This is a genomic window from Streptomyces noursei (assembly GCF_016917755.1).
GTDB lineage: Bacteria > Actinomycetota > Actinomycetes > Streptomycetales > Streptomycetaceae > Streptomyces > Streptomyces yunnanensis.
Genome location: NZ_CP070326.1, coordinates 7,779,902 through 7,802,205, shown reverse-complemented (window position 1 = coordinate 7,802,205; position 22,304 = coordinate 7,779,902). Strand labels below are relative to the sequence as shown.

The 22,304-nt window shown below is 70.8% G+C and carries 15 protein-coding genes; 5 read left to right on the top strand and 10 right to left on the bottom strand.

From position 1 onward, the window contains the following. Positions 1-56: 56 nt before the first annotated feature. From JNO44_RS34025 to JNO44_RS34005, 5 genes are all read right to left on the bottom strand, one after another. The gene (locus JNO44_RS34025) at positions 57-581 is read right to left on the bottom strand and encodes a hypothetical protein (protein ID WP_205367780.1); all 525 of its coding nucleotides are present in this window, start codon (positions 579-581) and stop codon (positions 57-59) included. Positions 582-643: 62 nt separating this feature from the next. Then, positions 644-961, bottom strand: a complete 318-nt coding sequence (locus tag JNO44_RS34020; RefSeq protein WP_205367779.1) for a transcriptional regulator — start codon at positions 959-961, stop codon at positions 644-646. Then, entirely contained in the window at positions 961-1,179 is a 219-nt protein-coding gene (locus JNO44_RS34015) for a hypothetical protein (RefSeq protein WP_205367778.1), read from the bottom strand. Before JNO44_RS34015 ends, JNO44_RS34020 begins: the two co-directional genes overlap by 1 nt. A 116-nt stretch (positions 1,180-1,295) precedes the next feature. Beyond that, positions 1,296-2,645 (bottom strand): DUF2254 domain-containing protein, encoded by a 1,350-nt coding sequence (locus JNO44_RS34010; RefSeq protein ID WP_205367777.1) that lies wholly within the window; start codon positions 2,643-2,645, stop codon positions 1,296-1,298. 95 nt (positions 2,646-2,740) lie between these two features. Beyond that, on the bottom strand, positions 2,741-4,276 hold the full coding sequence (locus JNO44_RS34005) for an FAD-dependent monooxygenase (RefSeq protein WP_240167781.1): 1,536 nt from the start codon (positions 4,274-4,276) through the stop codon (positions 2,741-2,743). A 37-nt stretch (positions 4,277-4,313) separates the two neighbouring features. On the opposite strand from JNO44_RS34005, the gene JNO44_RS34000 reads away from it, so the two are divergent. Further along, positions 4,314-5,060 carry a TetR/AcrR family transcriptional regulator gene (locus JNO44_RS34000; RefSeq protein ID WP_205367774.1) on the top strand — a complete coding sequence of 249 codons (747 nt, stop codon included), beginning with the start codon at positions 4,314-4,316 and terminating at the stop codon, positions 5,058-5,060. Between the two features lie 77 nt (positions 5,061-5,137). On the opposite strand, the gene JNO44_RS33995 is transcribed toward JNO44_RS34000, so the two are convergent. Continuing rightward, a complete protein-coding gene (locus JNO44_RS33995; protein ID WP_205367772.1) occupies positions 5,138-6,733 on the bottom strand; it encodes an FAD-dependent oxidoreductase in 1,596 nt (531 codons plus the stop codon). A gap of 82 nt (positions 6,734-6,815) precedes the next feature. Between JNO44_RS33995 and JNO44_RS33990 the strand changes: the two genes are divergently transcribed. Next, entirely contained in the window at positions 6,816-7,484 is a 669-nt protein-coding gene (locus JNO44_RS33990; RefSeq protein ID WP_205367769.1) for a TetR/AcrR family transcriptional regulator, read from the top strand. 65 nt (positions 7,485-7,549) lie between these two features. Here JNO44_RS33990 and lanM read toward each other — a convergent pair whose 3' ends face one another. The 3 genes from lanM to JNO44_RS33980 all read right to left on the bottom strand — a co-directional run bounded on the left by lanM (position 7,550) and on the right by JNO44_RS33980 (position 11,191). Next, the gene (lanM, locus tag JNO44_RS33985) at positions 7,550-10,285 is read right to left on the bottom strand and encodes a type 2 lanthipeptide synthetase LanM (protein ID WP_205367767.1); all 2,736 of its coding nucleotides are present in this window, start codon (positions 10,283-10,285) and stop codon (positions 7,550-7,552) included. Between the two features lie 251 nt (positions 10,286-10,536). Next, positions 10,537-10,665 carry a hypothetical protein gene (locus tag JNO44_RS44610; RefSeq protein WP_268254004.1) on the bottom strand — a complete coding sequence of 43 codons (129 nt, stop codon included), beginning with the start codon at positions 10,663-10,665 and terminating at the stop codon, positions 10,537-10,539. A gap of 151 nt (positions 10,666-10,816) precedes the next feature. Further along, the gene (locus JNO44_RS33980; protein WP_240167780.1) at positions 10,817-11,191 is read right to left on the bottom strand and encodes a hypothetical protein; all 375 of its coding nucleotides are present in this window, start codon (positions 11,189-11,191) and stop codon (positions 10,817-10,819) included. A gap of 150 nt (positions 11,192-11,341) precedes the next feature. Here JNO44_RS33980 and JNO44_RS33975 point away from each other — a divergent pair, with 150 nt between their 5' ends. Further along, positions 11,342-11,587, top strand: coding sequence for a hypothetical protein (locus JNO44_RS33975; RefSeq protein ID WP_205367763.1), 246 nt, complete (start codon positions 11,342-11,344; stop codon positions 11,585-11,587). A gap of 121 nt (positions 11,588-11,708) precedes the next feature. Here the strand turns inward: JNO44_RS33975 and JNO44_RS33970 are convergent, their stop codons facing one another. Continuing rightward, positions 11,709-12,509, bottom strand: a complete 801-nt coding sequence (locus JNO44_RS33970; protein WP_205367761.1) for a class I SAM-dependent methyltransferase — start codon at positions 12,507-12,509, stop codon at positions 11,709-11,711. A 442-nt stretch (positions 12,510-12,951) separates the two neighbouring features. Here JNO44_RS33970 and JNO44_RS33965 point away from each other — a divergent pair, with 442 nt between their 5' ends. Then, positions 12,952-14,682 carry a BCCT family transporter gene (locus JNO44_RS33965; RefSeq protein ID WP_205367759.1) on the top strand — a complete coding sequence of 577 codons (1,731 nt, stop codon included), beginning with the start codon at positions 12,952-12,954 and terminating at the stop codon, positions 14,680-14,682. A 373-nt stretch (positions 14,683-15,055) separates the two neighbouring features. After that, entirely contained in the window at positions 15,056-22,303 is a 7,248-nt protein-coding gene (locus JNO44_RS33960; protein WP_205367757.1) for an amino acid adenylation domain-containing protein, read from the top strand. The last annotated feature ends 1 nt before the right edge of the window (position 22,304 follow it).

Here is a 22,304-nt window from a genome sequence, read left to right as displayed (position 1 = left end):
CCGTCCATCCGCCCTCTGCACAGTTCGTGCGACCGTCCCGCCTCGCCGGCGGTGTCTCAGTCGCTGATCAAAGGAGCGTACGGCTCGCCCTCCGGCGTGAAGACGAGGACGAAGTCCTCCCCGGCTCCGAGGGCTACCTCGCGCAAGCGGGCCAAGGCGTCCGCCTCGGCGGGAAGGGTGAGGCCGAGGGCCGCGGCGGCGCGGTCCCGCCGGGCCGTGAGGTCGGGCATGTCCTCCTCGTACTCGGCCGCGAGGTCGCGGCTCTCCTCCGCGGTGAACGTTCGACAGTCGCGCCACCACGGGGCGACCAACAGGAGCCGCAGGAGTTCGGGCAGGCCGATCGCGACCAGCGCCGCGCCCCCTTCGGAGTCCGCGTACAAGACAGGCCGTTCCTCGCCGCCTTGGCCGCAGAAGAAGAACGTGCCCCCGGCGCCGTCACCGGCGAAGCCCTCCAACGCGGCACCCGAGGCCAGGTGGACCTCCTCGACGTGGTCGCCGCGATCCAGGTCGAAATCGCCGGGCCAAGCGAGGTAGGACGCGGCGTCGTCGTGTTCGCGGAGGACGGTGAGCAAGGATTTCATGTCTGAAACCTTAAGGGCGTCACAGATGACAGGCATCATGAGGGGCGTCGTGGTCGCGTCGGTCACCCGGGCTCAGGTGCCGGATCCGCGGTGCGCGCTGCCGCCAAGATCCTTTCGAGGGCGGATGCGTGCCGTTGGAATGCCTGGCGGCCGTGTGCGGTGAGCCGGAGGTGGGTGTGGCGGCCCGTGTGGTTCCGTGTCTTGCGCACCTCTACGCAGCCTGCGTCGGCCAACGTGGTGATCTGCTTGGACAGGGCGGAGTCGCTGGTGTCGACGGCGTCCCGGACGAAGCCGAATGCCACCCAGTCGGCCGGGGCCAGCAGTGCGACGATGGACAATCGGGCCTGCACGTGCAGGAATTCGTCGAAGTCCGGGTCCATCAGCCCTGGTCGTCCCTCTTGGCGATGCGCTTGACGAGGGGGCGGGTCGCGTAGGCGGCCACCAGTGTCGCCACGGCGGCGACGGCCGCGGCGGGCACGGAGGGAATCGGCAGGTGGGCCAGGCGGGCGGCGATCACCGACGCGACGAACACCGCGATGACAACTGCCGCCATCCACAGGGTGAACAGCGCCCCCGCGACGGGGGTCCTCTTGTGCATGAGGTGGCCGGCGGTGCCGCGCGGATGCCTGGGAGCGCGTTCGCAATGGCACGGCCGCCGCATGATCGTTGCGCGGCTGGTCGCCCGTCTCGACGGGGCCGCGATCGCCGGGAGGGCTAAAACCTGGAGGTCAGGCCCTTCCCGGTGTCGCCGGGTTCCGTGCCCAGGCCCTGGGAGTCGGGGAGTCGGGCCAGGCGGCCGTCGAGGTCCTGCGGCCAGTGCGCACCGACCTCGGCGTCCATCGTCGCCAGTCGGGAGCGCAGTGGCGTGACCTGTTCGGCGGTGCATGCCTGGGCGACGGTGGCGTACAGGGCCCGCAATCGCCGCTGTACCTGCATCGAGGCACCGCTGTAGTGCCGGATCTCGTCGGTGGCGATACAGACGTAGTCGGGCCAGGAGCGGGTGCGGTGTTGGAATGCGGCCGACGGGTCCGCGGGGCGCCGGGCGGCGAGCCTGGGCGCGATCATCACCAGCAGGTCCTCGATGTGGTCCAGGCACTGCACGGCGCGCCCGGGGTCGTTGATGGCCGGGGACAGTGCCTTGAGCGCGATGTCGACGAACGCGCGCAGTGCCCCGGCCGGATCGGTGCCCGCGCTGTAGGTGGTGCCGAACAACAGGTGGCGCGTCAGGCCCATGCGGTCCGGCGGCTTCGTGCCCGGGTGCACCAGGAACAGCGGTGCCTGTTGGGCGACGAAGTCGCCGGTGACCGGCACGAGTTGGATGCGTGCCCCGGTGCGTCGGGCGAGCCGCGCCAGACCGTGGTCGTCGCAGGCGATGAGTGTCTGGCCGTGCCTGGGCGGGGTGCCGAGCCGGATCACCACGGGTTCGGCGTCGGGCCGGGCGTCCGGGCCGGCAGCCTCCTCGGCAGGCGCGGCGAGCGCGTCCTTCGGGTGTGTGCGGTCCACCGCCTTGCGGCCCTCGGTGGCCAGATAGCGCAGCAGCTGCCCCGAGTTCAGTACCGTCGTCACGCGCGCGACGAGCGCGAAGAACAGCACGGCGCACACCAGGGCGAGCAGGATCGCGAAGAACATCGAGATGACCGGCCGATAGTCCTCCTGGGTGACGGCGAGTCGCACCGAGATCATCAGTGTGTAGACGAACGTGGCCATGAAGGTGCCGATCGCCCAGCGCATCACGGGGTCCTGCCGCAGGATCGGCACCACGCGCACCGACAGTTGCGAGGCGCCGAACTGCATGGCCAGGGTGATCGCCGTGAACACCAGACCGGTCAGGGTGATCATGCCGCCCGCGACCGCTGACAGCAGCGTGGACATCGAGCCGCTGTCCAGGTGGACGAAGAAGCGCTTGCCGAGCTCATCCCCGTAGTAGGTGACCTCGCGGTCGATCAGCGGGAACAGCCAGGACAGGAACAGCGCGGCGCACAGCAGGGTGACGGGCAGCGGCCAGAGCCGGGGAGCACGCAGCCGGTGGCGCGTGAGGTACCACTTCCAACGACCGCGACTCATGTGCCGAATGTATCGATCGCCGGTGCGTTGTCAGGGCCTGCCGCACCCCGGGACGTTCCCCCGTGACACGTTCGGCCGGCGCCGAACGACGCGTGCTACGTCCCGGCGAACTCGGTGGTGCTGCTCCGGCCGTCGAGCAGCCCGACCAACGCCTCGGTGGCGGCGCGCGGATCGGTGCCGCGCCAGGCGACGACGTGATCCGGCCTGATGAGCAGGGACTGGTCGGAGGGAAGGAAGTCCACGTCCAGGCGGTGCACGACGAGGCCGGCGTGCCCGGGATCCGGGTGCGGTGAGCGGGGGCCGGTCAACAGGGCCCAGCCCGGCCCGGCGAGGTCGATGGTCGATCGGGTGCGGGCCTGGTCGAGCCAGCGGTGGGGAATGCGGGTGCCGATGCGGCCGATGGGATTGAATTCGGTGATCGGTTCGGGGTCGTTGGGTGTTTCCGGGGTGACTGCGAGGGCTCCCTCGGTGTATTGGAAACCGCCCGCGCCCAGCACGAAGTGGTGAGCGAGCGTGGGATCGGGGGACGACAGCTGATCACGGAGGTTCAGCGTGCGGCGGCTCGACTGGTCGGCCGCGAACCATCCGGCCGGACGGCGCTCCGCGTGGTAGCTGTCCAGCAGCGCCGGTGCCGCCTGGCCCCGGAGGACTGCGGCGAGTTTCCAGCCGAGGTTGTGCGCGTCGGCGATGCCGGTGTTGGCGCCGCTGGCGGCGAAGGGCGGCATGACGTGTGCGGCGTCGCCGGCCAGGTGCACGCGGCCGGCGGAGTAGTGGTCGGCGACGAGCATCTCGGCCTGCCACGGCAGCACGCTGCGGACTTCCAGGTCGGGGGCCGGAACGCCGAGAGCCGTGCGGATCAGGGCGGGCCAGTCCCGGTCGGTGGCGTTCCCACCGCCCATGAACACCCATCGGTGCCGGCCGTCGACCGATGCCAGTGCGCCGGGACTGTCGGGGTGCTCGATCTGGCAGAGGTTGAATTCCCGGCCGCGCACGACGTTGCCGAGATCGGCGTGGAAGTAGACGTTCACGCTCGGCTCGCCGATGGGCCCGCGCCCCGAGCGGCCGATGCCCAGTGCCTGGCGTATCGGGCTGCGCGCGCCGTCGGCGGCTATCACGTAACGGGCCCGCAGCGGTGCACGGTCCCCGGTGGCGCGGTCGAGGAGTTCGGCGGCCACCTCGTCCTCGTGCTGCTCGAAGGCGACGAGTTCGGTGTCGAACCGCACCGTGGCCCCGGCCTCGACCGCGGCCTGGCGCAGCACCGGCTCCAGCACGTCCTGGGCGATCAGGCAGGGCGCCTCCGGGCTGACGTCCACGACGGCTCCGCCCGCACCAGCGGCGTGCCACAGGGGGAGTTGCTCGGACTCGGCCAGCGTCCGTCCCGCGGCCATGTGGTCGTGCCCGGCGAGATCGCGGGCCGCGTGATGGACCAGGCCGGCCAGGCCGAGCTCGCGGAAGATCTCCATGCTGCGCATGTGGAAGCGGCGTGCCTTGGGCTGTGGCGAGGTGGTCGACCGCTTCTCCACCACGGTCACCGCCACGCCGTGGTGGCGCAGGACCAAAGCGGAGGTGAGTCCCACCAGTCCGCCGCCCACGACGAGTACTTCAGAGGTCGGTGTACGTTGTCCACTCATGGTGTACAACGTACACCACCGCTACAGTGAATCCACCATGACTTCTTCTGAACGCCGGCCCGATACCGGTGGGCTGGTGTGGTTCGACGAGCCCGCACCACCTCGCGCCACCGAACAACTCAGCCGCGAGCGCATCGTGGCCGCCGCGATGGAACTCGCCGACGACCAGGTGCCCGGCGAGATCACCATGCGGGCACTGGCCGCGCGCCTGGGTGTACGCAGCCCGATGGCCCTCTACCGCTACGTCGGCAGCAAGGACGGTCTGGTCGACCTCATGACCGACCAGGTCTACGGGCAGATCACCGTGCCCCGGGGCGACGGCTGGCGGGCCGCGCTCCAGGGGCTCGGCCGCACCAGCTGGGAGGCGGTGCAGCGGCACCTCTGGTTCGCGCGCCTCGCCTTCAGCCGTCCCCCCATGGGACCCAACGCCCTCCACCTCTACGACGCCGCACTCGCCGAACTCGAACCGCTCGGCCTCGACGCGGCAACCCGCATGGGGTTCGTCAAGACCGTGCTCGGCCACGTCCTGGGCTCCGGACTCGCGCTGCTGGAGGAGCACACCATGCGAGCCCGCGTCGGACTCCACTCCGACAGCGACCTGCACGCCGCCGTGGCTCCCTACCTGGAACGCATCGCGGCCGCGGGCGAGCACCCCCACTTCATCGGTTGGGCCACCGACCCCCAACGCCTCGCGCCCGAACCCCAGTCGTTCGAGCAGGTCCTGGAGTGGCTCCTCGACGGACTGGCCACCCTGCTCCCGCCCGAGGACCGGTCACCGGCCTGACGGGCCCATGCCGCGCCGCGGCGCCGATCGACCGCCGCGCGCTCGGTGGCGGCGCACTCGCGGTCGACCGGCCGTGGTCAGTCCTGTTTGGCGAGAACGGTGCGCAGGACCTCGGCGAGGGTCGCGGCCGGATCCGCCGCGCCGGCTTGGCTGCGCCAGGCGACGAAGCCGTCCGGGCGGACGAGCACCGCGCCGCGCGGGCCGATGCCGTGCGCCTCCTCGCCGTCCGCGATGTCGATGTCCGCACCGAGGACGTACGACCGGACCTCGACGCCCGACACGGTGCCCGGGTCCTTCGCGGACCTGGCCCACTCCTGGCCCTCGCTGCCGGCCAGGAGGACGAAGGTCTCGCCGTACAGGTCGAGGGTGGAACCGCCGTCCGCGGTCGGGCGGTGCGGAGCCCGCGTGCCCGGCTGTGCACGCAGCTCGGCGGCGGGGACCGGGGCGGTGTCGTGGTTGCCGGGCACTGCCGCCGAGGCGTACCGGAAGCCCATCGTCACCGCGGCGTAGTCGAGGAGTTCCCCCTGCGCGCCACCGGCCATCCGGTCGCCGAACCGGGCGAAAGCCTGCTGCATGGCGAGCTCGCCGTAGGGGCGCCGCTCGGCGTCGTAGGTGTCGAGCAGGCCGGGGCCGGCCCGCCCGGCGAGGACGGCGGCGAGCTTCCAGGCCAGGTTGTGTGCGTCCTGGACCCCGGTGCTCCCACCGAAGCCGCCCGTGGGCGGCTGGATGCGCGCGGCGTCCCCGGCCAGGAACACCCGGCCCGAGCGGTACGACCGTGCGACCTGGGCGCCGATCGGGAAGCCGAGCACGGTGACGTCGGTGCCGGGGATCTGCGGTCGCAGCGACACCTCGACGTCGTCCAGACCGGATGCGGCCCGCACCATCTCCGCCACGCGCTCGGTGGTGAAGTCCGCCACCGACTCCTGCCGCGGGTCGTACCCGGTGCTGAACAGCCATCGTGTGCCCGAGTCGTCGTGCGGCATCATCGAGCTGAACGGGCGCGGCTTCTGCAGGTAGGCGATGCCGATCCGGCGGCCGCGCACCGCGGCCGACAGGTCCGCGTGGACGAGCGCGGTGATCGTGTCGAACAGTACTCCCGGTCCGTCGGTTTCGATCCCCAGCCATGTCCGGACCGGGCTCCTGGAGCCGTCGGCCGCGACGAGGTAGTCCGCGCGGAGCGCTCCCTCGTCGCCGCTCGCGCGGTCCCGGATCGTCACCGTGACGCCGTCCGCGTCCTGGTCGAGGGCGGTCACCTCGGTGAAGTGCCGTATGTCGGCCCCGAGTTCGCGGGCGCGGTCGCGCAGCAGGAGTTCGAGCCGGTCCTGGTCGATCCCGGCGTAGGCGTCGGCGCTGAAGGTGCGGGGGTCGTCGAATTCCGCCCCGGTGGGCTCCGCCACCGGTTCGTACTCGTCCGCGAGCGTGTTCGCCCGGAGCGGCACGAAGGCGCCGTCCTCGGCGCTGAAGCTCTCCCGGCGGATCGACGGACCGAGCCCGACCTGGCGGAAGACCTCGACGGTTCGCGGGGTGATGCCGCGCAGTCTGGGGTGGGGGAGCAGGTCGGGGTGGCGCTCGACCACCGTGACCCGGATGCCCTGATGGGCGAGGAAGAGGGCGGCGCTCAGCCCGGTGAGGGCGCCCCCGACGACGGCTACCTGAGTCCTCTGCTGATTCATGTGCGACAGAATCAACCGCCTGGATGAACTTGTCAAACAGATGGATGATTAGGTTAGTCGGCCGGATGGCAGAATCCTGGCCATGACCAGCAAGAAGAGCGACACCAACGCACCGCGGGCGACGCGTCGGGCGCCGGCGGCGCACGAGCGGCAGCGCGATCCCGAGCGCACCAAGGCGGCGATCCTCGACGCCGCGATCGAGGTCTTCTCCGCCAAGGGCTTCGCGGGCGCCCGGGTGTCGGAGATCGCCGCGCGCGCCGGCGTGAACCAGCAGCTCATCTCGTACTACTTCGACGGCAAGGAGGGCCTGTACCGGGAGATCGGCCGGCGATGGCGGACCTACGAGGCCGAGACGATCCCCGACGACACCGACCACGCCGAGATGATCAAGCGCTATGTGCGGGCGAGCATCGACCCCCGTCTCGGCGGGCGCCTGCTCGCCTGGGAGGGACTTGCCGACACCGGTGAGGACGACGACGAGGACGCGACCGAACGCAACGCCCGGCTGCACCACGAGGTGGCGCAGATCCGCGCGCGCCAGCAGGCCGGCGAACTCGACGACCGGCTCGACCCGGCCGCGCTGCTGCTCATCGAGATGAGCGCGTCGAACGCGCTGGCCGTCTACCCCCAGCTGGCCCGCGGCCTGTTCGGCGCCGACGCGAACTCGCCCGAAGTGGTCGAGCACTACGCCGGGCAACTCGCCCGGCTGATCGGCTGCCTCGTCCGCGGCGACGCCGACCACTCCGACTGACCGTCGAAGGGCGCGTCCCGGTCGGCCCGCGCGGACGCCGGGACGGGGGAGTGACTGCCGGCCGCCTAGCAGAGGAAGGCGGTCGGAGCCCCGTTGGGCAGCTCAGGGGTGTTGAGCATCAAGTCGCTGTCCGCGACCCCCGCCCAACCGAGCATGTAGCCGACGAGCGAGGTGTGCCCCGGCGCTCCGACGTAGAAGCCGGTCTGCCGGGCCTGCGCCAGCACCCGGTGCTGGTAGGACCGTGCCCGATCGATCAGCGTCGGGTCGTCCAGCTGGCGGGAGGCGGCGAGCAGGCACTGGACCACCCCGGAGGTCCCGTGGCACACCGACAGGTCCACCGGCCGGTCGTCGGGCAACGCGACGGCGGCCTGCGCCAGGCGTTCCGCATGCGCACGCACCAGGTCGTCGAGCCCGGTGCGCCGGCCGATCTCGCCGGCCGCGAGGAGAACACCGGCGGCGCCGTTGCACCAACCCGCGAGCGTCGCCCGACAGTCCGGCAGCTGGCGTTCCAGCCACTCGGCGGCCTCCCGCCGCCACTGCGCATGGGACATCAGCTGCCCGGCCCGGGCTTTGGCCCACATCACGCCGAGCTGCCCGTGCGCGACCTCCCACCTGGCGCCCTTGGGCTGGGGCCCGTGCGGATCGAAGGCCGTGCGCGCCAGAGCGTCCAGAGCTGCGGCACGCGCCGGGATGCCGCTCTCCATACGGGACAGCAGCAGCATCAGGGGACCGGCCGGCCCGTTGGACAGATCGCCCTCGCGGTCCTCGCCCCGCTTGGCGATCTTTTCGAGCAGGGTGTCCAGCCAGGCGTCGTCGATCGCATCGGGCATCGACAGCAGTTGTGACGCGAATCCGGAGAACACCGATTCCGGGAGGGCGTCCAACTGCTCGCCGTACGTGTCGGTGAGTTCGCGGAGGCCGACTTCGGCGGCATGCGCCGTGCTGTGGCGCCCGGCCGATACCAGCGCGCGTCGAATGCCTCCCATGTCGTGGAAGGCCACGTGGTTGCCCGGGTTGATGGTGGGCGTATGGCGGTCCGGGCCGATGCTGCCGAGCCATCCGGCGCCGGCGCCGTGCTCGGGCTCGTTGCCACTGGTGACCGCCAGATCGCCGATCACCTCGGCGATCCGCCCGCCCCAGGTGCCGGGCCCGGCCGGTAGAAGGGTGGGGCCGAAGACCGAGTGCCGCCACACCCCGCCGGCATCGGGGGCGATGTGGCCGAGGCACTCTTCGACCAGGAACCGGTGGAACCTGTCATGGCGCTCTCGTGCCATGGCCAGTCCGCGGCGGGCCGTGGCGAGGGGAGAGTGGTGGAACAACGGCCACGGCTCGCCACCGTACGCACAGACGTCGGTGTCGCCGGCGAGCGTGGAGAAGTACGGGATGTCACCGGTGTCCAGGGCCGCGTGCTCGGCGGCGGCCAGCGCATCGTTCTGCTCCGGCGTCAGCGTCCTGTGGAACCGCCGTAGCAGACCGAACAACCGGCGGGATTCGCTCTCGTCGCGCAGATACGTCGGGTGGGTGGAGGCGTCCAGGTAGCGGGCGTAGACCTCCGTCGCCCGTATGAGGCACCGCACCGGCATGTCCGCGAAGCGGTCCAGTACCGCGTCGATCGTGCCGGACCGCACGCATTCCAGGGCATCCCGATAGCCGCTCATCACGTCGACGAAGTAGTCGCCGATGGCGAGCTGTTCGCCCTTCAGGGACGGGACGTTGGCGGAATGCCGGTGGGTGAACGTGCGCCATTCGACCCGAATGCCGTCGCTCTCGGGGTCCACGACCGTCGGGTTCTTCAGCGACGACTTCTGCTCACCGAGCACGCCGACACCGGCAAGCATCACATCGATCACCGAGTGCGGGTTGTTGACCGGCAGCAGCAGCGTGGACGCCGGCGAGAGCCTCATCTGCTCCACCAGCGTGTCGGTGAGCGTGTCCTTCATCGCGGCGCCGAAGTGGGCGCGCAGCAGGGTCTCGGTGTCGACCACGCACGGGAACTCGCCGCAGGCGAGCAGGTTTTCGTCGTGCAGGTCGGTGGCGCCGAGAGCACCGAACAAGCAGATCAGAGCCCCGAGACGGTAGAAATAGCGCCCCGCCTGCGCGTCGGAGGTCATGGGCTTACTGGCCAACATTGCCTGCCAGCCGTGGCCGCCCGGCGAGAGCGAGGCCGGAACGCAACCGGAGAGGCCGTGTTGCATGTACGGCTCGGCGGCGTCGAACACGGCACGGGCGAACGCGTCCCCGGCCAGCGGCCTCGGCTTGAAGACCAGCTGTGCGCCCGAGGCGGTGGTGACGAACATGACCCGCTGATTGCCGTTGTGCGGATCGGAGTTCGACAGACTCACTTCCCGGATGGTCTCCTGCGGGCCGATTCCGGCGATGTGGGCCAATTGCGCACGGTCGTCGTGGAAGGCGACGAACATCCTCGCGTACGCCTTTAGCAGGTTCTCCGTGATCTTCTCCAGGCGGCGCCGCAACACCGGGTACGCGTCCAAGACCGCCTCGCAGGTGTCCGGATGACGCAAGGCGAGGCGGAACGCGTCGATGCCGGTACTGCTGCCGGGATCCAGGGGGAGGCCGCGCTCTGTACGGAAGTGGTGGAAGCGCTCTATCAACGTGCGGTAGCTATGGTCCTCCACGACATGCAACGCCACCTGCCACAACTTGGCGGTGACCTTCCCGCGGTCCTCTTCGGCCACGGTCGCGGAGAGTTGCGGCGCCAGGTTCTCCGCGAACGTCTCCAGCGGAAGGACGTGCCGATAGAAGGGAAGGAACGCCTGCACGCCCAGAGTCGGATTGCTCATCCTCGCTCGCCAATCAGAGAAGAACCGGCGCCCGCCTTCGGAACACGGTGACGCGCCCGGTTGTCGACCAGTTTCCGGTGGGGACCGTGCCGGATTTCCGGGCGGAGACTCCGTGGAGAAGTCGCAATGCGGTACCCCATTGCGCGCAGATACGAGACAATGCGAGCTGACCCAGCGGGGTGAGGGTCACGATCCGACCCTCACCCCGCCGGGCGGTCATGCCGCAGTTATCTGGGCAACGATGTCATTGCTCAGTCGCGGAAACAGAAGCTGAAGCTGCACCCGATCTGGCTCGCGTTGGGGGCCGACTCCTGCTCCGGCTCCTGGCTCATCTCGATGAGCTGAGTCTCGTCGTACGTACCCAGAAGATCATCGCTCATGGCTGTTCATCTCCCTTTGTGTGGTAGGTGCTTACTCTGTGACCTTGACAGGGGGGAGTGAAATGTCGATGAAATCTCGATAGTGCGCCACATCTCGGGCTTCATCGGGGCGTGCCCCACGGCAGGGCCGCAACGGGTTGACCGCGCATGCTCAGTTCAGGCGCCGTCGGTAATAGGAGAGCGTGACGACCACGAGCAGTGGTCCCCATAGCAGCAGTGGTGCGTAACAGGCGTTCATCACGACGAGCGCCGGCCCGGTCGGGGCTCCCTGGGCCCCTCCGAAGCCGCCCGCCCGGGGGATCGTCAACAGCATCACAACGGCCGCGCCGAGCAACGCCGGGATCACCGCCGCCAGCGGCGCGACACGCTTCCCTCCGATCAGCGGGAGCCAGCCCGGCACCACCTCGCCCCATGGCTTGACCAGCCCGAGTGTGAGCAATGTGAGCCCTTCGGTGGCCAAGCTCATCGCGATGCACATGGCGCTGAACCAGCCGGGGATGTCCCATCCCGTGGTGTTGAATCCCACCGGTATGCCGACCCCCAACGCGATCCGCCAGATCCCGGACGGCACAGCGGTGAGTGCCGCAAGGTGGGCGACTCGGACCACCCAACGGGCGGGGGGCCGACTCCCTGAGACGGCAGCGGCTGTCGGTGTCCCAAACGTGACCATGGCCCCATGCTGTCTCGCAGTCCGCTCCGCCGAATCGTGCGCAAGGTCCAATTCGCCTCCCCCGCATGGGGGAGGGAGCCCTTCGACCTCGATCGGAGGCTGCCGACCCCGACGGGTGGCCCCGCGGCACGCGCGGACGACTGGGAGGCCGATCACCTGTGCCTGGTACGGCCGTTGAAGGAGCAGGGCTACGTGACGGTCGACGAATGCCGCAACGAAGCGCGCCAGCAGCGCTGGACGATCGAACCATGACGCAGTAGCCGCGAGACGAACAGGGCCCGGACCGGTCGCCCACGCGCCCGGTCCGGGCCCCAGCCGCGCTCACGGTCGGACGAGGCCCACGACTGTCAGCGATCGGCCAACGGCGTCACTGTCAACTACACGCGGACTCCGCCGTTTCGGCCGGAGCCGGTGCCCACGAATCCGCGGCCCCTGAGCGGCGGCGGGCGACGGTGATGATTTCCCGGCTGGAGGTGGTGATCGGCTCGCGGTTCCAGTCGCCGTATTGCGCCTCGATGTCGAAGCCTGCCGCCGCGAGGAACCGGCCCAGCGATGCGACATCGAGGAAGCGCAGATCGTCGTGGAGGACCCGGAGCACCGTGCCGTCCGGTTGCGCGACCGTCCCGCGGAGGGTGACCACGTCGCCGACGACGGAGTCCACCTGGTGTCCGTATCGCAGGGGCCGGCCGGTCGCGTCGACGATCTCGACCATGTCATCGGGGTTGGCGGGTGTCCAGTTCTCCCAGGCCCGTGCCTGTGGGTGCCTGGTGTCGAAGAGGAAACGGCCCCCGGGGCGCAGTGCGTCGTGGATCGCGGCGAGTGAGGAGCGCACGTCGTGATCGGTGATCAGGCACTGGAAGCCATGGCCGGTCATCGTCGCGAGAGCGAAGCCGGCACCGCTCGGTGCCTGCGCCGCGGTGCCCTCGACCCAGGTGATGTCGGACCGGCGCCTGGCCCGGTCCAGCGCGGCGCGGTCCGGGTCCAGACCGACCAGCCGGCCACGGTGGCCACGCTCACGGGCCAGTCGCAGCATGGCGCCGGTGCCGCAGCCGACGTCGAGGACCGACTCGACACCCATCACGAACGGGAAGTAGAAGCCGTCGTCGGGACGCCCGTCGGGATCCCACGGGTTCAGTACGTCGTACAGCGCGGCAGCGTCAGCGTCGGAGAACATCGCGAAAGTGTCCACCGCCTGCCGCGGCCCCGCAACGGCCCGTCCGTGGCGTGAGGCGGACTCGCTACCGCTGCGCCAACGACGAACGGCTCCAACGGCACGCCCGCGCGGCGCTCACGTCATGCGGGAAGGAGTGGTCTCCGTCGACTGTGGTCGATGGCTGAGCGGTTCCCACGGAGACGGTGACGACCGCCCCTGCGGCAGCCCCCTGCCCGGCATCCGGGTACGCGGGCGCGCCGGCGACATCCTCATCTTCCCCGGCTCCCAATCCCCACCTTCCTCGCCTCCCACGGAATCCATGTCCGGCTCGCACCGCTGGCCTTCGGTGCGCTCTTCGACCGCACACCGGAAGTCGTGAACGGTGCCTGTGCAGGTACGGAGTCGCTCGTGGACGGCGCGCCAGCGCGGGGAATCGTGTGATTTCCCACCATAGTGGGGCGTCATGAGCACGGAGCCCACGCATCCAGTCACCCGCGACCCACACTCCCAGGACCAGCCCCCGGACCCGAGGATCGTGGCCATCGGCGTGGTGGCGGTTCTGCTGGTGGTGGCCTGGGCGTCGCTCGGGAAAGGCAACTTCGCCGCCGTGTCGGACGCCGCACTGAACTGGGTGCTGGCCAACTTCGGCTGGCTCTTCGTGGTGGCTGCCGACTTCTTCCTGGTGCTGTGTGTCGTCCTGGCATTCAGCCGGTTTGGCATGATCCGACTCGGCCGGGACGACGCGGAGCCGGAGTTCACCAATCTCGCCTGGATCGCGATGATGTTCAGCGCCGGCATGGGCATCGGCCTGATGTTCTACGGAGTGGGCGAACCGCTCCAGCACTACCTGTCACCACCGCCCGGCTCCGGCGCCGAGGCCCGCACCGGTCACGCGGCCCGTACGGCGATGGAGTACTCCTTCTTCCACTGGACGCTCACCCCATGGGCCATCTACGGCGTCGCCGGCCTGGCCCTGGCGTACGCGGGCTTCCGCAAGGCCCGCGGCAACCGGCTCAGCTCGGCGTTCGTCCCGCTGATCGGCGAGCGTCGAGCCAACGGACGGACAGGCACGGCGATCGATCTCCTGGCGGTCTTCGCCACCGTCTTCGGCACGGCGACCAGTCTCGGACTCGGCACGCTCCAGGTCGCCGAGGGCCTCAACCTGACGGCGGGCACGCCCAATTCCCGGACCCTGCAGCTGGTCATCATCGTCGCGCTCTCGGCGGCCTTCGTGGGCTCGGCCTTCTCCGGGCTGCACCGGGGCGTGAAGTGGCTGAGCACGCTCAACATCGCGCTGGCGGCGCTCCTGATGACGTTCGTCTTCGTGGCCGGCCCCACCGTGTACGTACTGAACACGATCCCGGCGAGCCTGGGCGGATACCTCGGCAACCTGCTCCCCATGGCCTCACAGACCGGCGCCTTCACCGATCCCGGCTGGATGGGGCGGTGGACCATCTTCTACTGGGCGTGGTGGTTGTCCTGGGCGCCCTTCGTCGGCACCTTCCTCGCCCGGATCTCGCACGGCAGGACCATCCGTGAATTCCTCGTCGGCGTGCTGCTGGTCCCCAGTGGCGCGACCATGATCTGGTTCTCCGTCATGGGCGGCAGCGCGATCCGCCAGGACGCGACCGGTCAGGCCGACCTCGCCAAGACGGTCGCCAAGGGTGCCGAGGCGTCGCTGTTCGGGCTGCTCGACAGTCTGCCGCTGGGCACCGTCACCTCCTGTGTGGCGATGGTGCTGGTGATGACGTACTTCGTGACGAGTGCCGACTCGGCCTCGCTGGTCATGGGCTCGCTGACCAGCCGTGGCGCGTTGCACCCCAGGACCTGGTTGGTCGTCCTCTGGGGTGTGCTGATGGCCGCCGTCGCGGCCGTGCTGCTGATCGCCGGCGGGCTCACCGCGCTGCAGGCGGCGACCATCCTGGTGGCGCTGCCGTTCGTGCTGGTGATGCTGACGCTGTGTTGGTCGCTGCTGGCCGAGTTGCGCGAGGACCCGGGCGCGGGCTCGCCGCGGCACGCCCTGCACGGGCTGCGGGACGCGGTGACGGCCATGGTCGGCGATGCGGTCACCGAGCACCGCAGACCGCAACACCCGCGGTTGCAGCGCTTGCACCGCACGGCCACCATGCGGCGCGGCGAGGCCGGCGACCGCGGACAGGAAGGCCAGGGGGACGGTGACGGCGCGGGGCGGTGACTGACCTGCGGGTTTGTCGGCGGGGCAACGGGGCGATGGGGGCGCGCGCGAACACCTCTCAACGCCCCGGGGGCGGGGTGGGCTTGCCCGAAGACGGAGCGGCAAGCCCTGCCCGGGAAGCCTGGCACGTCGGAGGGGTGGAGTCACCTGCCTGTGTTGCGGATTCGGACAACTTCTGGTGGGGCGGGGGGTGGGCGGGCGAGGGATTCCGCTCCGGCCAACGGAAGTGATCACTGTGCTGTTCACGGAGGTGCCGGGGTCGGTATGCGGGCGTAGGGGGAGCTCGTGACGATTGGCGTGAACTCGTCCCTCTTTGCCTGGTCGACGCCGGCGCCCGTCACAGTTCTACTCGCGAGTAGGCATGATGTTGATCATGAACAGGACAGTCGCTGCCGGCGCAGCCCCCCGTGACCCGCAGGCACGGGCACAGCAACATCCGCAGAGCCCACTGACCGCCTATCAACGGGACATCTGGGCCGCCGGTTCGCAGGCTCCGCAGTCGCCGCAGTTCAACTGCGTACTCCACGAACGCTTGCGCGGCACGATCGACCACGACGTCCTCGCCGCATGCGTCGAGAGCGCACTGCACCGCCACGCGACGTTCCGACTGCGGTTCGCGGAGCACGCGGGCAAGCCCGTGCAGTGGGTGGCGGCGGACGAGAGCATCCAGGTCGGCCGGGTCGACCTGGCATCCGAGCCCGAACCGGGAGCGGCCTGTGCCGAGTGGATGCGGCGCTCGATGGCGACGGCACTGCCGCTCACGGAGGGCGGCGCGCTGGTCGAGGCCACGCTGCTGCTGGAGGGCTCGGACGTCACGCATCTGCATGTCAAGGCGCACCACATCGTCGCTGACGGCTGGACCGTCAACCGGCTGAGCCACGAGATCCTGGAGGACTACGCGCGAGCCACGGGTGACGGCGGACGGGGTGCCACCGGTCCTTGCACGTCGTCCTCCTACCTGGCGTTCATCGAGGAGGAGGCGGCCTACCGCGCCGGCACGGCGGGCGACCGTGACCGCGCCTTCCACCGGGAAGCCCTCGCCGGCGTGGAGCCCGCACTGTTCACCCGTACCCCGGGCGGGGCCGGCCGCGGCCGCCACTCGTTCGTCGTCGACGGCCGCATCGCCGAGCGAGTCCGGGCGGCCGGACTCGCGCCGTTCGCCTACCTCGCCGCCATGTTCGGCACCTGGCTGACGCGGGTGCACCGCAGCCCGGAGGCGGTAGTCGGCGTCCCCTTCCTCAACCGGCCGGAGAGCCACCACAAGAACACCCTGGGCCAGTTCGCCAACACGCTGCCGCTGCGACTGCCGGCGCACGGAGGGCGGACAGTGCGGGAACTGGTCGCCGACACCCAGCAGGCAATCGTCGCGCTCCGGCACCACGAACGGCTCGCACTCGGCGATGTCCTGCGCGAACTGCCCACCACCGCCGGAGGCCCCCGCCAACTCTTCGACGTCACGCTCTCCTACCTGCGCTGGCCGCGGCCGGCACCCCTCCCCGGAGTGGCACGACGGACGGCCATGACGGCCCCCTCGCACGAACAGGACGCCCTGGGCGTCATGGTGTCCGCCTTCGACGACACCGCCGACCTCCGTGTCGATCTGGACTACGCCCACGACGTCTTCGACCAGGACCTGCCCATCGCGTCGGTCGCCGGCCACCTGAGCACACTGCTCACGCACGGTGTGGACATGCTGGACCAGCCCGTGACGGCCCTGCCGATGCTGACCGCCGCCGAATACGAGGACCTCACCTCGGGGCGCAGCCACGGGCCGACCGTGCCCTACGCGGAAGAGGCCACGCTGCAGAGCCTGTTCGAGGAGCAGGCCAGGCGCCGCCCGGGCCAGACGGCCGTCATCGACGCCGCGGGCGAGACCCTGACCTACGCCGAACTGGACGAACGGGCCAACCGCATCGCCCGGTCCCTGCGCGAGGAGGGCGTCGGTCCGGGCGACCGGGTCGCGGTGACGATGGAGCGGGGGCCCCGCCTGCTGGTGGCGCTCCTCGGCGTGCTGAAGTCCGGCGGCGCGTACATACCGGTGGACCCTGGCTATCCGTCGGACCGGGTGCGGTTCCTGCTCGAGGACAGTCGCGCCAAGGTGGTGATCACCGACGACGAACGGTCTGCCACCGCGGCGCCCGCGGCGACGACGGTACGGTGCATCGCGGAACTGCTGCGTTCGAGCGGCGCCCCGCTCCCGCCGCTCGGCAACTCCCGTGACCTGGCCTACGTGATCTACACCTCCGGATCGACCGGCCGCCCCAAGGGCGTGATGGTGGAGCACCACAGCGTCGTCAACCGCCTCGCCTGGATGCAGCGCCGCTATCCGCTCGGCGACGGCGACGTCCTGTTGCAGAAGACGCCGGTCTCGTTCGACGTCTCGGTCTGGGAACTGTTCTGGTGGGCCGTCGAGGGCGCCGCGGTGGCCCTGCTGCCGCCCGGCGGCCAGCAGGATCCGCAACAGATCCTGCGGACCGTCCGCGAACAGGGCGTCACCGTCGTGCACTTCGTACCCTCGATGCTCGCCCCCTTCCTCGACCTGCTGCAGGCCACACCACAGGCCCGCGCGGACGCCCGCTCGCTGCGGCAGGTCTTCTGCAGCGGCGAGGCCCTGCCGCCCGAGCGCGTCGAGCAGTTCAACGACGTCTTCGGCGCACCCGATGCGGAGTGCCGGCCGAGCCTGGTGAACCTGTACGGACCGACCGAGGCCACCGTCGACGTGTCGTACTACGACTGCCCCGGCGACCCCGACCGCGGCATCGAGCGGATCCCGATCGGCCGGCCGATCGACAACACCCAGCTGTACGTGCTGGGCCCCGACGATCTGCCCCAACCGGTCGGCGTCGCCGGCGAGTTGTGCATAGGCGGAGTCGGCGTCGCCCGCGGCTATCTGGACCGCCCGGAACTGACCGCCCAGAGGTTCACCCCCGCCCCGTTCACCGCCCGCGGCCGCCTCTACCGCACCGGCGACCTCGCGCGATGGCTGGCGGACGGCACCCTGGAATACCTCGGGCGGATCGACGGCCAGGTGAAGATCCGGGGCAACCGCGTGGAGCTGGGCGAGGTCGCCAGCGCCCTGCGCACGGCCCCCGGCGTACGCGACGCCCTCGTCACCGACCACACCACCCCCGCTCGCGGCACCCGGCTCGTCGGCTACTACGTCGCCGATGACGTCATCGACCCGGCGCACCTGCGCGAGTTGCTCGCCCGGACGCTGCCGGCGTTCATGGTCCCGGCCTCCTTCGTCCGCATCGACGCCGTTCCCCTGACTCCCAACGGCAAGGCCGACCGCCGCGCGCTGCCCCTGCCCGAGGACACGCCGACCACCGGTCAGCAGCCGCGCAACCGCACCGAGGCCGCCCTGGCCGAGATCTGGGCCAGCGTGCTGGGCCGGGAGACCGTCGGCGTCCACGACGACTACTTCACCCTCGGCGGGGACTCGATCCTCATGCTCAAGGTGCGCGCCCGGGCCGAGGCACAGGGACTGCGGTTCTCCCTGACCGACCTCCTCCGCAACCCCACCGTCGCCGGGCTGGCCACCTGCGTCGACGGCCGGACGGGGCCCAGCGACGACCAGGCCCTCGCGCCGTTCGCCCTCATATCCGGCGTGGACCGCGCCCGCCTGGAAGACGCCCAGGACGCCTGGCCGCTCACCCGCCTCCAACTCGGCCTGGTCTACCACAGCCGCCAGCACGCCACCTCCGCCACCTACAAGGATGTCTTCCAGTACAATCTCGAACTCCCCTGGGACGAGGACGTCTTCCGGTGGTCCTTCGACAGGCTGGTGGCACGCCATCCGGCCCTGCGCTCGACCTTCGCCCTGGCCGGCTTCTCCGAACCGTTGCAGATCGTCCACGCCCGGACGGCCGGCGGCCTGGACGTCGTCGACCTGCGCCCGCTCGACGGCGCCGCCGCCGACGCCGAGGTCCGCGCGCACATCGACGCCCGCCGCCGCCACGCCTACGCCTTCGACCAGGCACCGCCGTACCTCTTCCGGGCGCACATCCGGCCCGACGGCGTCGATCTGGTTCTCAGCTTCCACCATGCGCTCCTCGACGGCGGAAGCGTGGCCACCCTCCTGCAGGAACTCCTCCAGGACTACGCGCACGGACTGGGACTGGGCATCGACCCCGTCGACGATCCGCAACCGCCCACCGCGGCCTCCTTCGCACAACACGAGCGCGACGCCCTGGCCTCCCCGCAGGCGCGACGGTATTGGAGGGAGAAGCTGGCCGGCTGCGAACCCTTGCAGATCGAGGCGTTCACCGCGCACCTGCCCACCGCCGACCGCGAACCGGTCACGCACCGCGCCGACCTCTCCGGTGAACTCGTAGCAGAATTACGGAAGTTCGCCGCCGAGCAGCACCTGCCGGTCAAGTCCGTGCTGTTCGCGGCACACTGTCTGACACTCGCCGTGTTCGCCGGCACCCACGACCTGACCACCGGACTGCTCACCCACGGACGGCCCGAACTCGCCCACGCCGAACGCACCGCAGGACTCTTCCTCAACACCCTGCCCCTGCGCCTCGACGTCGCACAGGCCACCTGGCTGGACGTGGCACGCGAAGCCTTCCGTCAGGAACGGGACAGTCACCCCCACCGCCGCTACCCGCTCAGCGCGATCCAGGAGGACCACGGCGGCCCCGTCCTGGACACCGCCTTCAACTACGTGCACTTCCACCAACTGGCCGAAGTCCTCGACCTGCCGGGCGTCCATCTGCGGTCCTTCCGCACCTGGGAGGAGACCAACTTCCGGCTCCTGGTCAACGCGGTCACCGAACCCGACGGCGGACGCGTATGGCTGCGGATCGACGGCGACGGCGACACGCTCTGTGCCGACCAGGTGCGCCTGTACGCCCGTGCCTACGCGCGGATCCTGCGCACGATGGTCCAGGACCCGCACGCCGAGCCCGACTTCGCCTTCCTCGCCGACCGGCCGGCACTCGCGCCGGCCACGCCCCACCCCACCGTCGTCGAGCGCTTCACCCAACAGGCCACCCGCACCCCGCACGCGACGGCCCTGGTGATGGGGGAGGAGCGGTGGAGCTACGCCCAACTGGCCAGGACGGCCGACACGGTGGCCCGCACCCTGCGCGCACTCGGCGCCCCGCCCCAGGCCCGCATCGGCATCGCCATGGACCGGTCACCCCGGACGATCGCCGTCATCCTGGGCGTGCTGCGAGCCGGTGCGGCCGTGGTGCCGCTCGACGTCGGCTACCCCGCCCAGCGACTGGCCCACATGCTCGAACAGGCCCGGCCCTTCCGCGTCATCGCCCATGCCGCCCACGCCCACCTCCTCCCCGACCCCGCGCTGCTCCTGCCCGCCGAGTCGACGACCGAACCGGCCCCGGACCCGGTCGCGGACCTTCCGCCCCACGTCCCCGCCGACAGCACCGCGTACGTGCTGTTCACCTCCGGCTCCACCGGCCGGCCCAAGGGCGTGACCATGCCGCACCGCGCCCTGGCCAACCTCGTCGCCTGGCAGATCCGGGCCGTCACCGGAGTCCCGGGCGGCGCCACCCTGCAGTACGCGCCGCTCAGCTTCGACGTCTCCTTCCAGGAGATCTTCTCCACCCTGTGCTCCGGCGGCACCCTGCACCTGATGGGTGACGCCGAACGACGCGACATGCCCGGTCTGCTGCGGCGCATCGACCGCGAGGGCATCGAGCGGGTCTTCCTGCCCTACGTGGCCCTCCAGCAACTGGCCGAGACCGCACAGGCGCTGGACATCACCCCCCGGGCGCTGAGGGTGCTGATCTCCTCCGGCGAACAACTCCGCATCACCCAGGAGATCCGCGGACTGTGCGCGGCGCTGCCCGGCGCCGTCCTGGAGAACCAATACGGACCGACCGAGACCCACGTCGCCACCGCCTTCACCCTCAGCGGCGACCCGGCCGCGTTCCCCACGCTGCCCCCGATCGGCAGCCCCATCGACGGCGCCGAGGCCCACGTGCTGGACGATCGACTGCGCCCGGTGCCCGCCGGAGCGCGCGGCACCCTCTACCTCGGCGGCGCCTGCCTGTCCGACGGCTACGAAGGCCGCCGCGACCTCACCAAGGAGCGCTTCGTCCCGCACCCCTTCGCCGGCGGCGACCACCTGCTCTACGACACCGGCGACCTCGGCCTGGTGCTGGCGGACGGGACGATCGCCTACGCCGGCCGGGCCGACACCCAGGTCAAGGTGCGCGGCCACCGCGTCGAACTGGCCGAGGTCGAACTGGCCCTCAACGGCCTCGCCGGCCGGTACCCGGGCCTGCGCGACGCCGCGGTGGTGGCCAGGCGGCACGACAACGGTGACTGCTTCCTCGTGGCCTTCCTCGTGGGCGACGACGACACCGGCGCCGACCTCGCCGACATCCGTCGGCACCTGCGCACCACCCTGCCGGACCACATGGTGCCCTCCCACCTGCAATGGACGGCGCACCTCCCGCTCACCCCCAGCGGGAAACGGGACGATGCCGCCCTGCGCCGCCTCCCGCTGGCCCCCACCACCGACGCCACCACGGACGAGCCGCGCGACGCCTACGAAAGCACCCTGGCGCAGGTGCTCGCGGACCTGCTGCACCGGCCCACCCTCGGCGTCCACGACAGCCTCTTCGACCTGGGCGGCACCTCGCTCACCGCGATGCGCCTGGTGGTCCAGATCGAGCAGCGCTACGGGGTGAACATCCCGCTGGCCGAGTTCATCGCGACCCCGACCGTGGCCGGACTCGCAGCGCGACTGCGCGCGGGCAACGCGGTCGCCACCTACGACCCCCTGGTGCCCATCCGCCCGCACGGCACCCGCCCGCCGCTGTTCATGGTCCACCCCATGGGCGGCAACGTCCTGTGCTACCTGCGCTTCGCCCGCCACCTCCCGGACGACCAGCCGCTCTACGCCCTCCAAGCGGCCGGGGCGGACCCCGGCACCACGCCGCTGCACACCGTCGAGGAGATCGCGCACAGCTACCTCACCGCGCTGCGCAAGGTACAGCCACAAGGCCCCTACACCCTCGGCGGATGGTCCTTCGGCGGCTTCGTCGCGTTCGAGATGGCCCGCCAACTGCGGGCCGCGGGCCAGGAAGTGGACCACCTGGTACTCCTGGACACCACGGCGCTCAGCCAGGGCGAACGCCACCGCCACGACGACGACGCGCTGCTGGGCTGGTTCTTCTGGGAGCTGCTCTGGCTGGAACGCGGCGGCGACTCTCCCCTGCAGGACATCCCGCACGAACTGACCTCGCTGGAGGAGAAGTTCGACTTCATCGCCCGCCTCGCCACCGAGCTCGGGGTGCTGCCCGTCGGCAGCTCCGGAGCCGTCATCCGTCGGCTCTTCCGCGTCTACCAGGCGAACTGGCAGGCGGCGCTCGACTACCGACCCCGGGCGACGGACCAGGAACTCACCCTGATCCGCGCCCTGGAACCCCTGCCCGACGTCCTCACCGCGATGCACGGCGCGGCCGGAAGCCGCCACACCGACGCGACCAACGGCTGGCGCGACATGACCGACGGCCCGCTCCACGTCGTCGGCGTACCCGGCGACCACCTCACGATCATGGAAGAACCGCACGTCCACCACGTGGCGAAGACAGTCGCGGACCTGATCCGCACCGCACCCGACCGACCCCACCAGGAGAACTGAC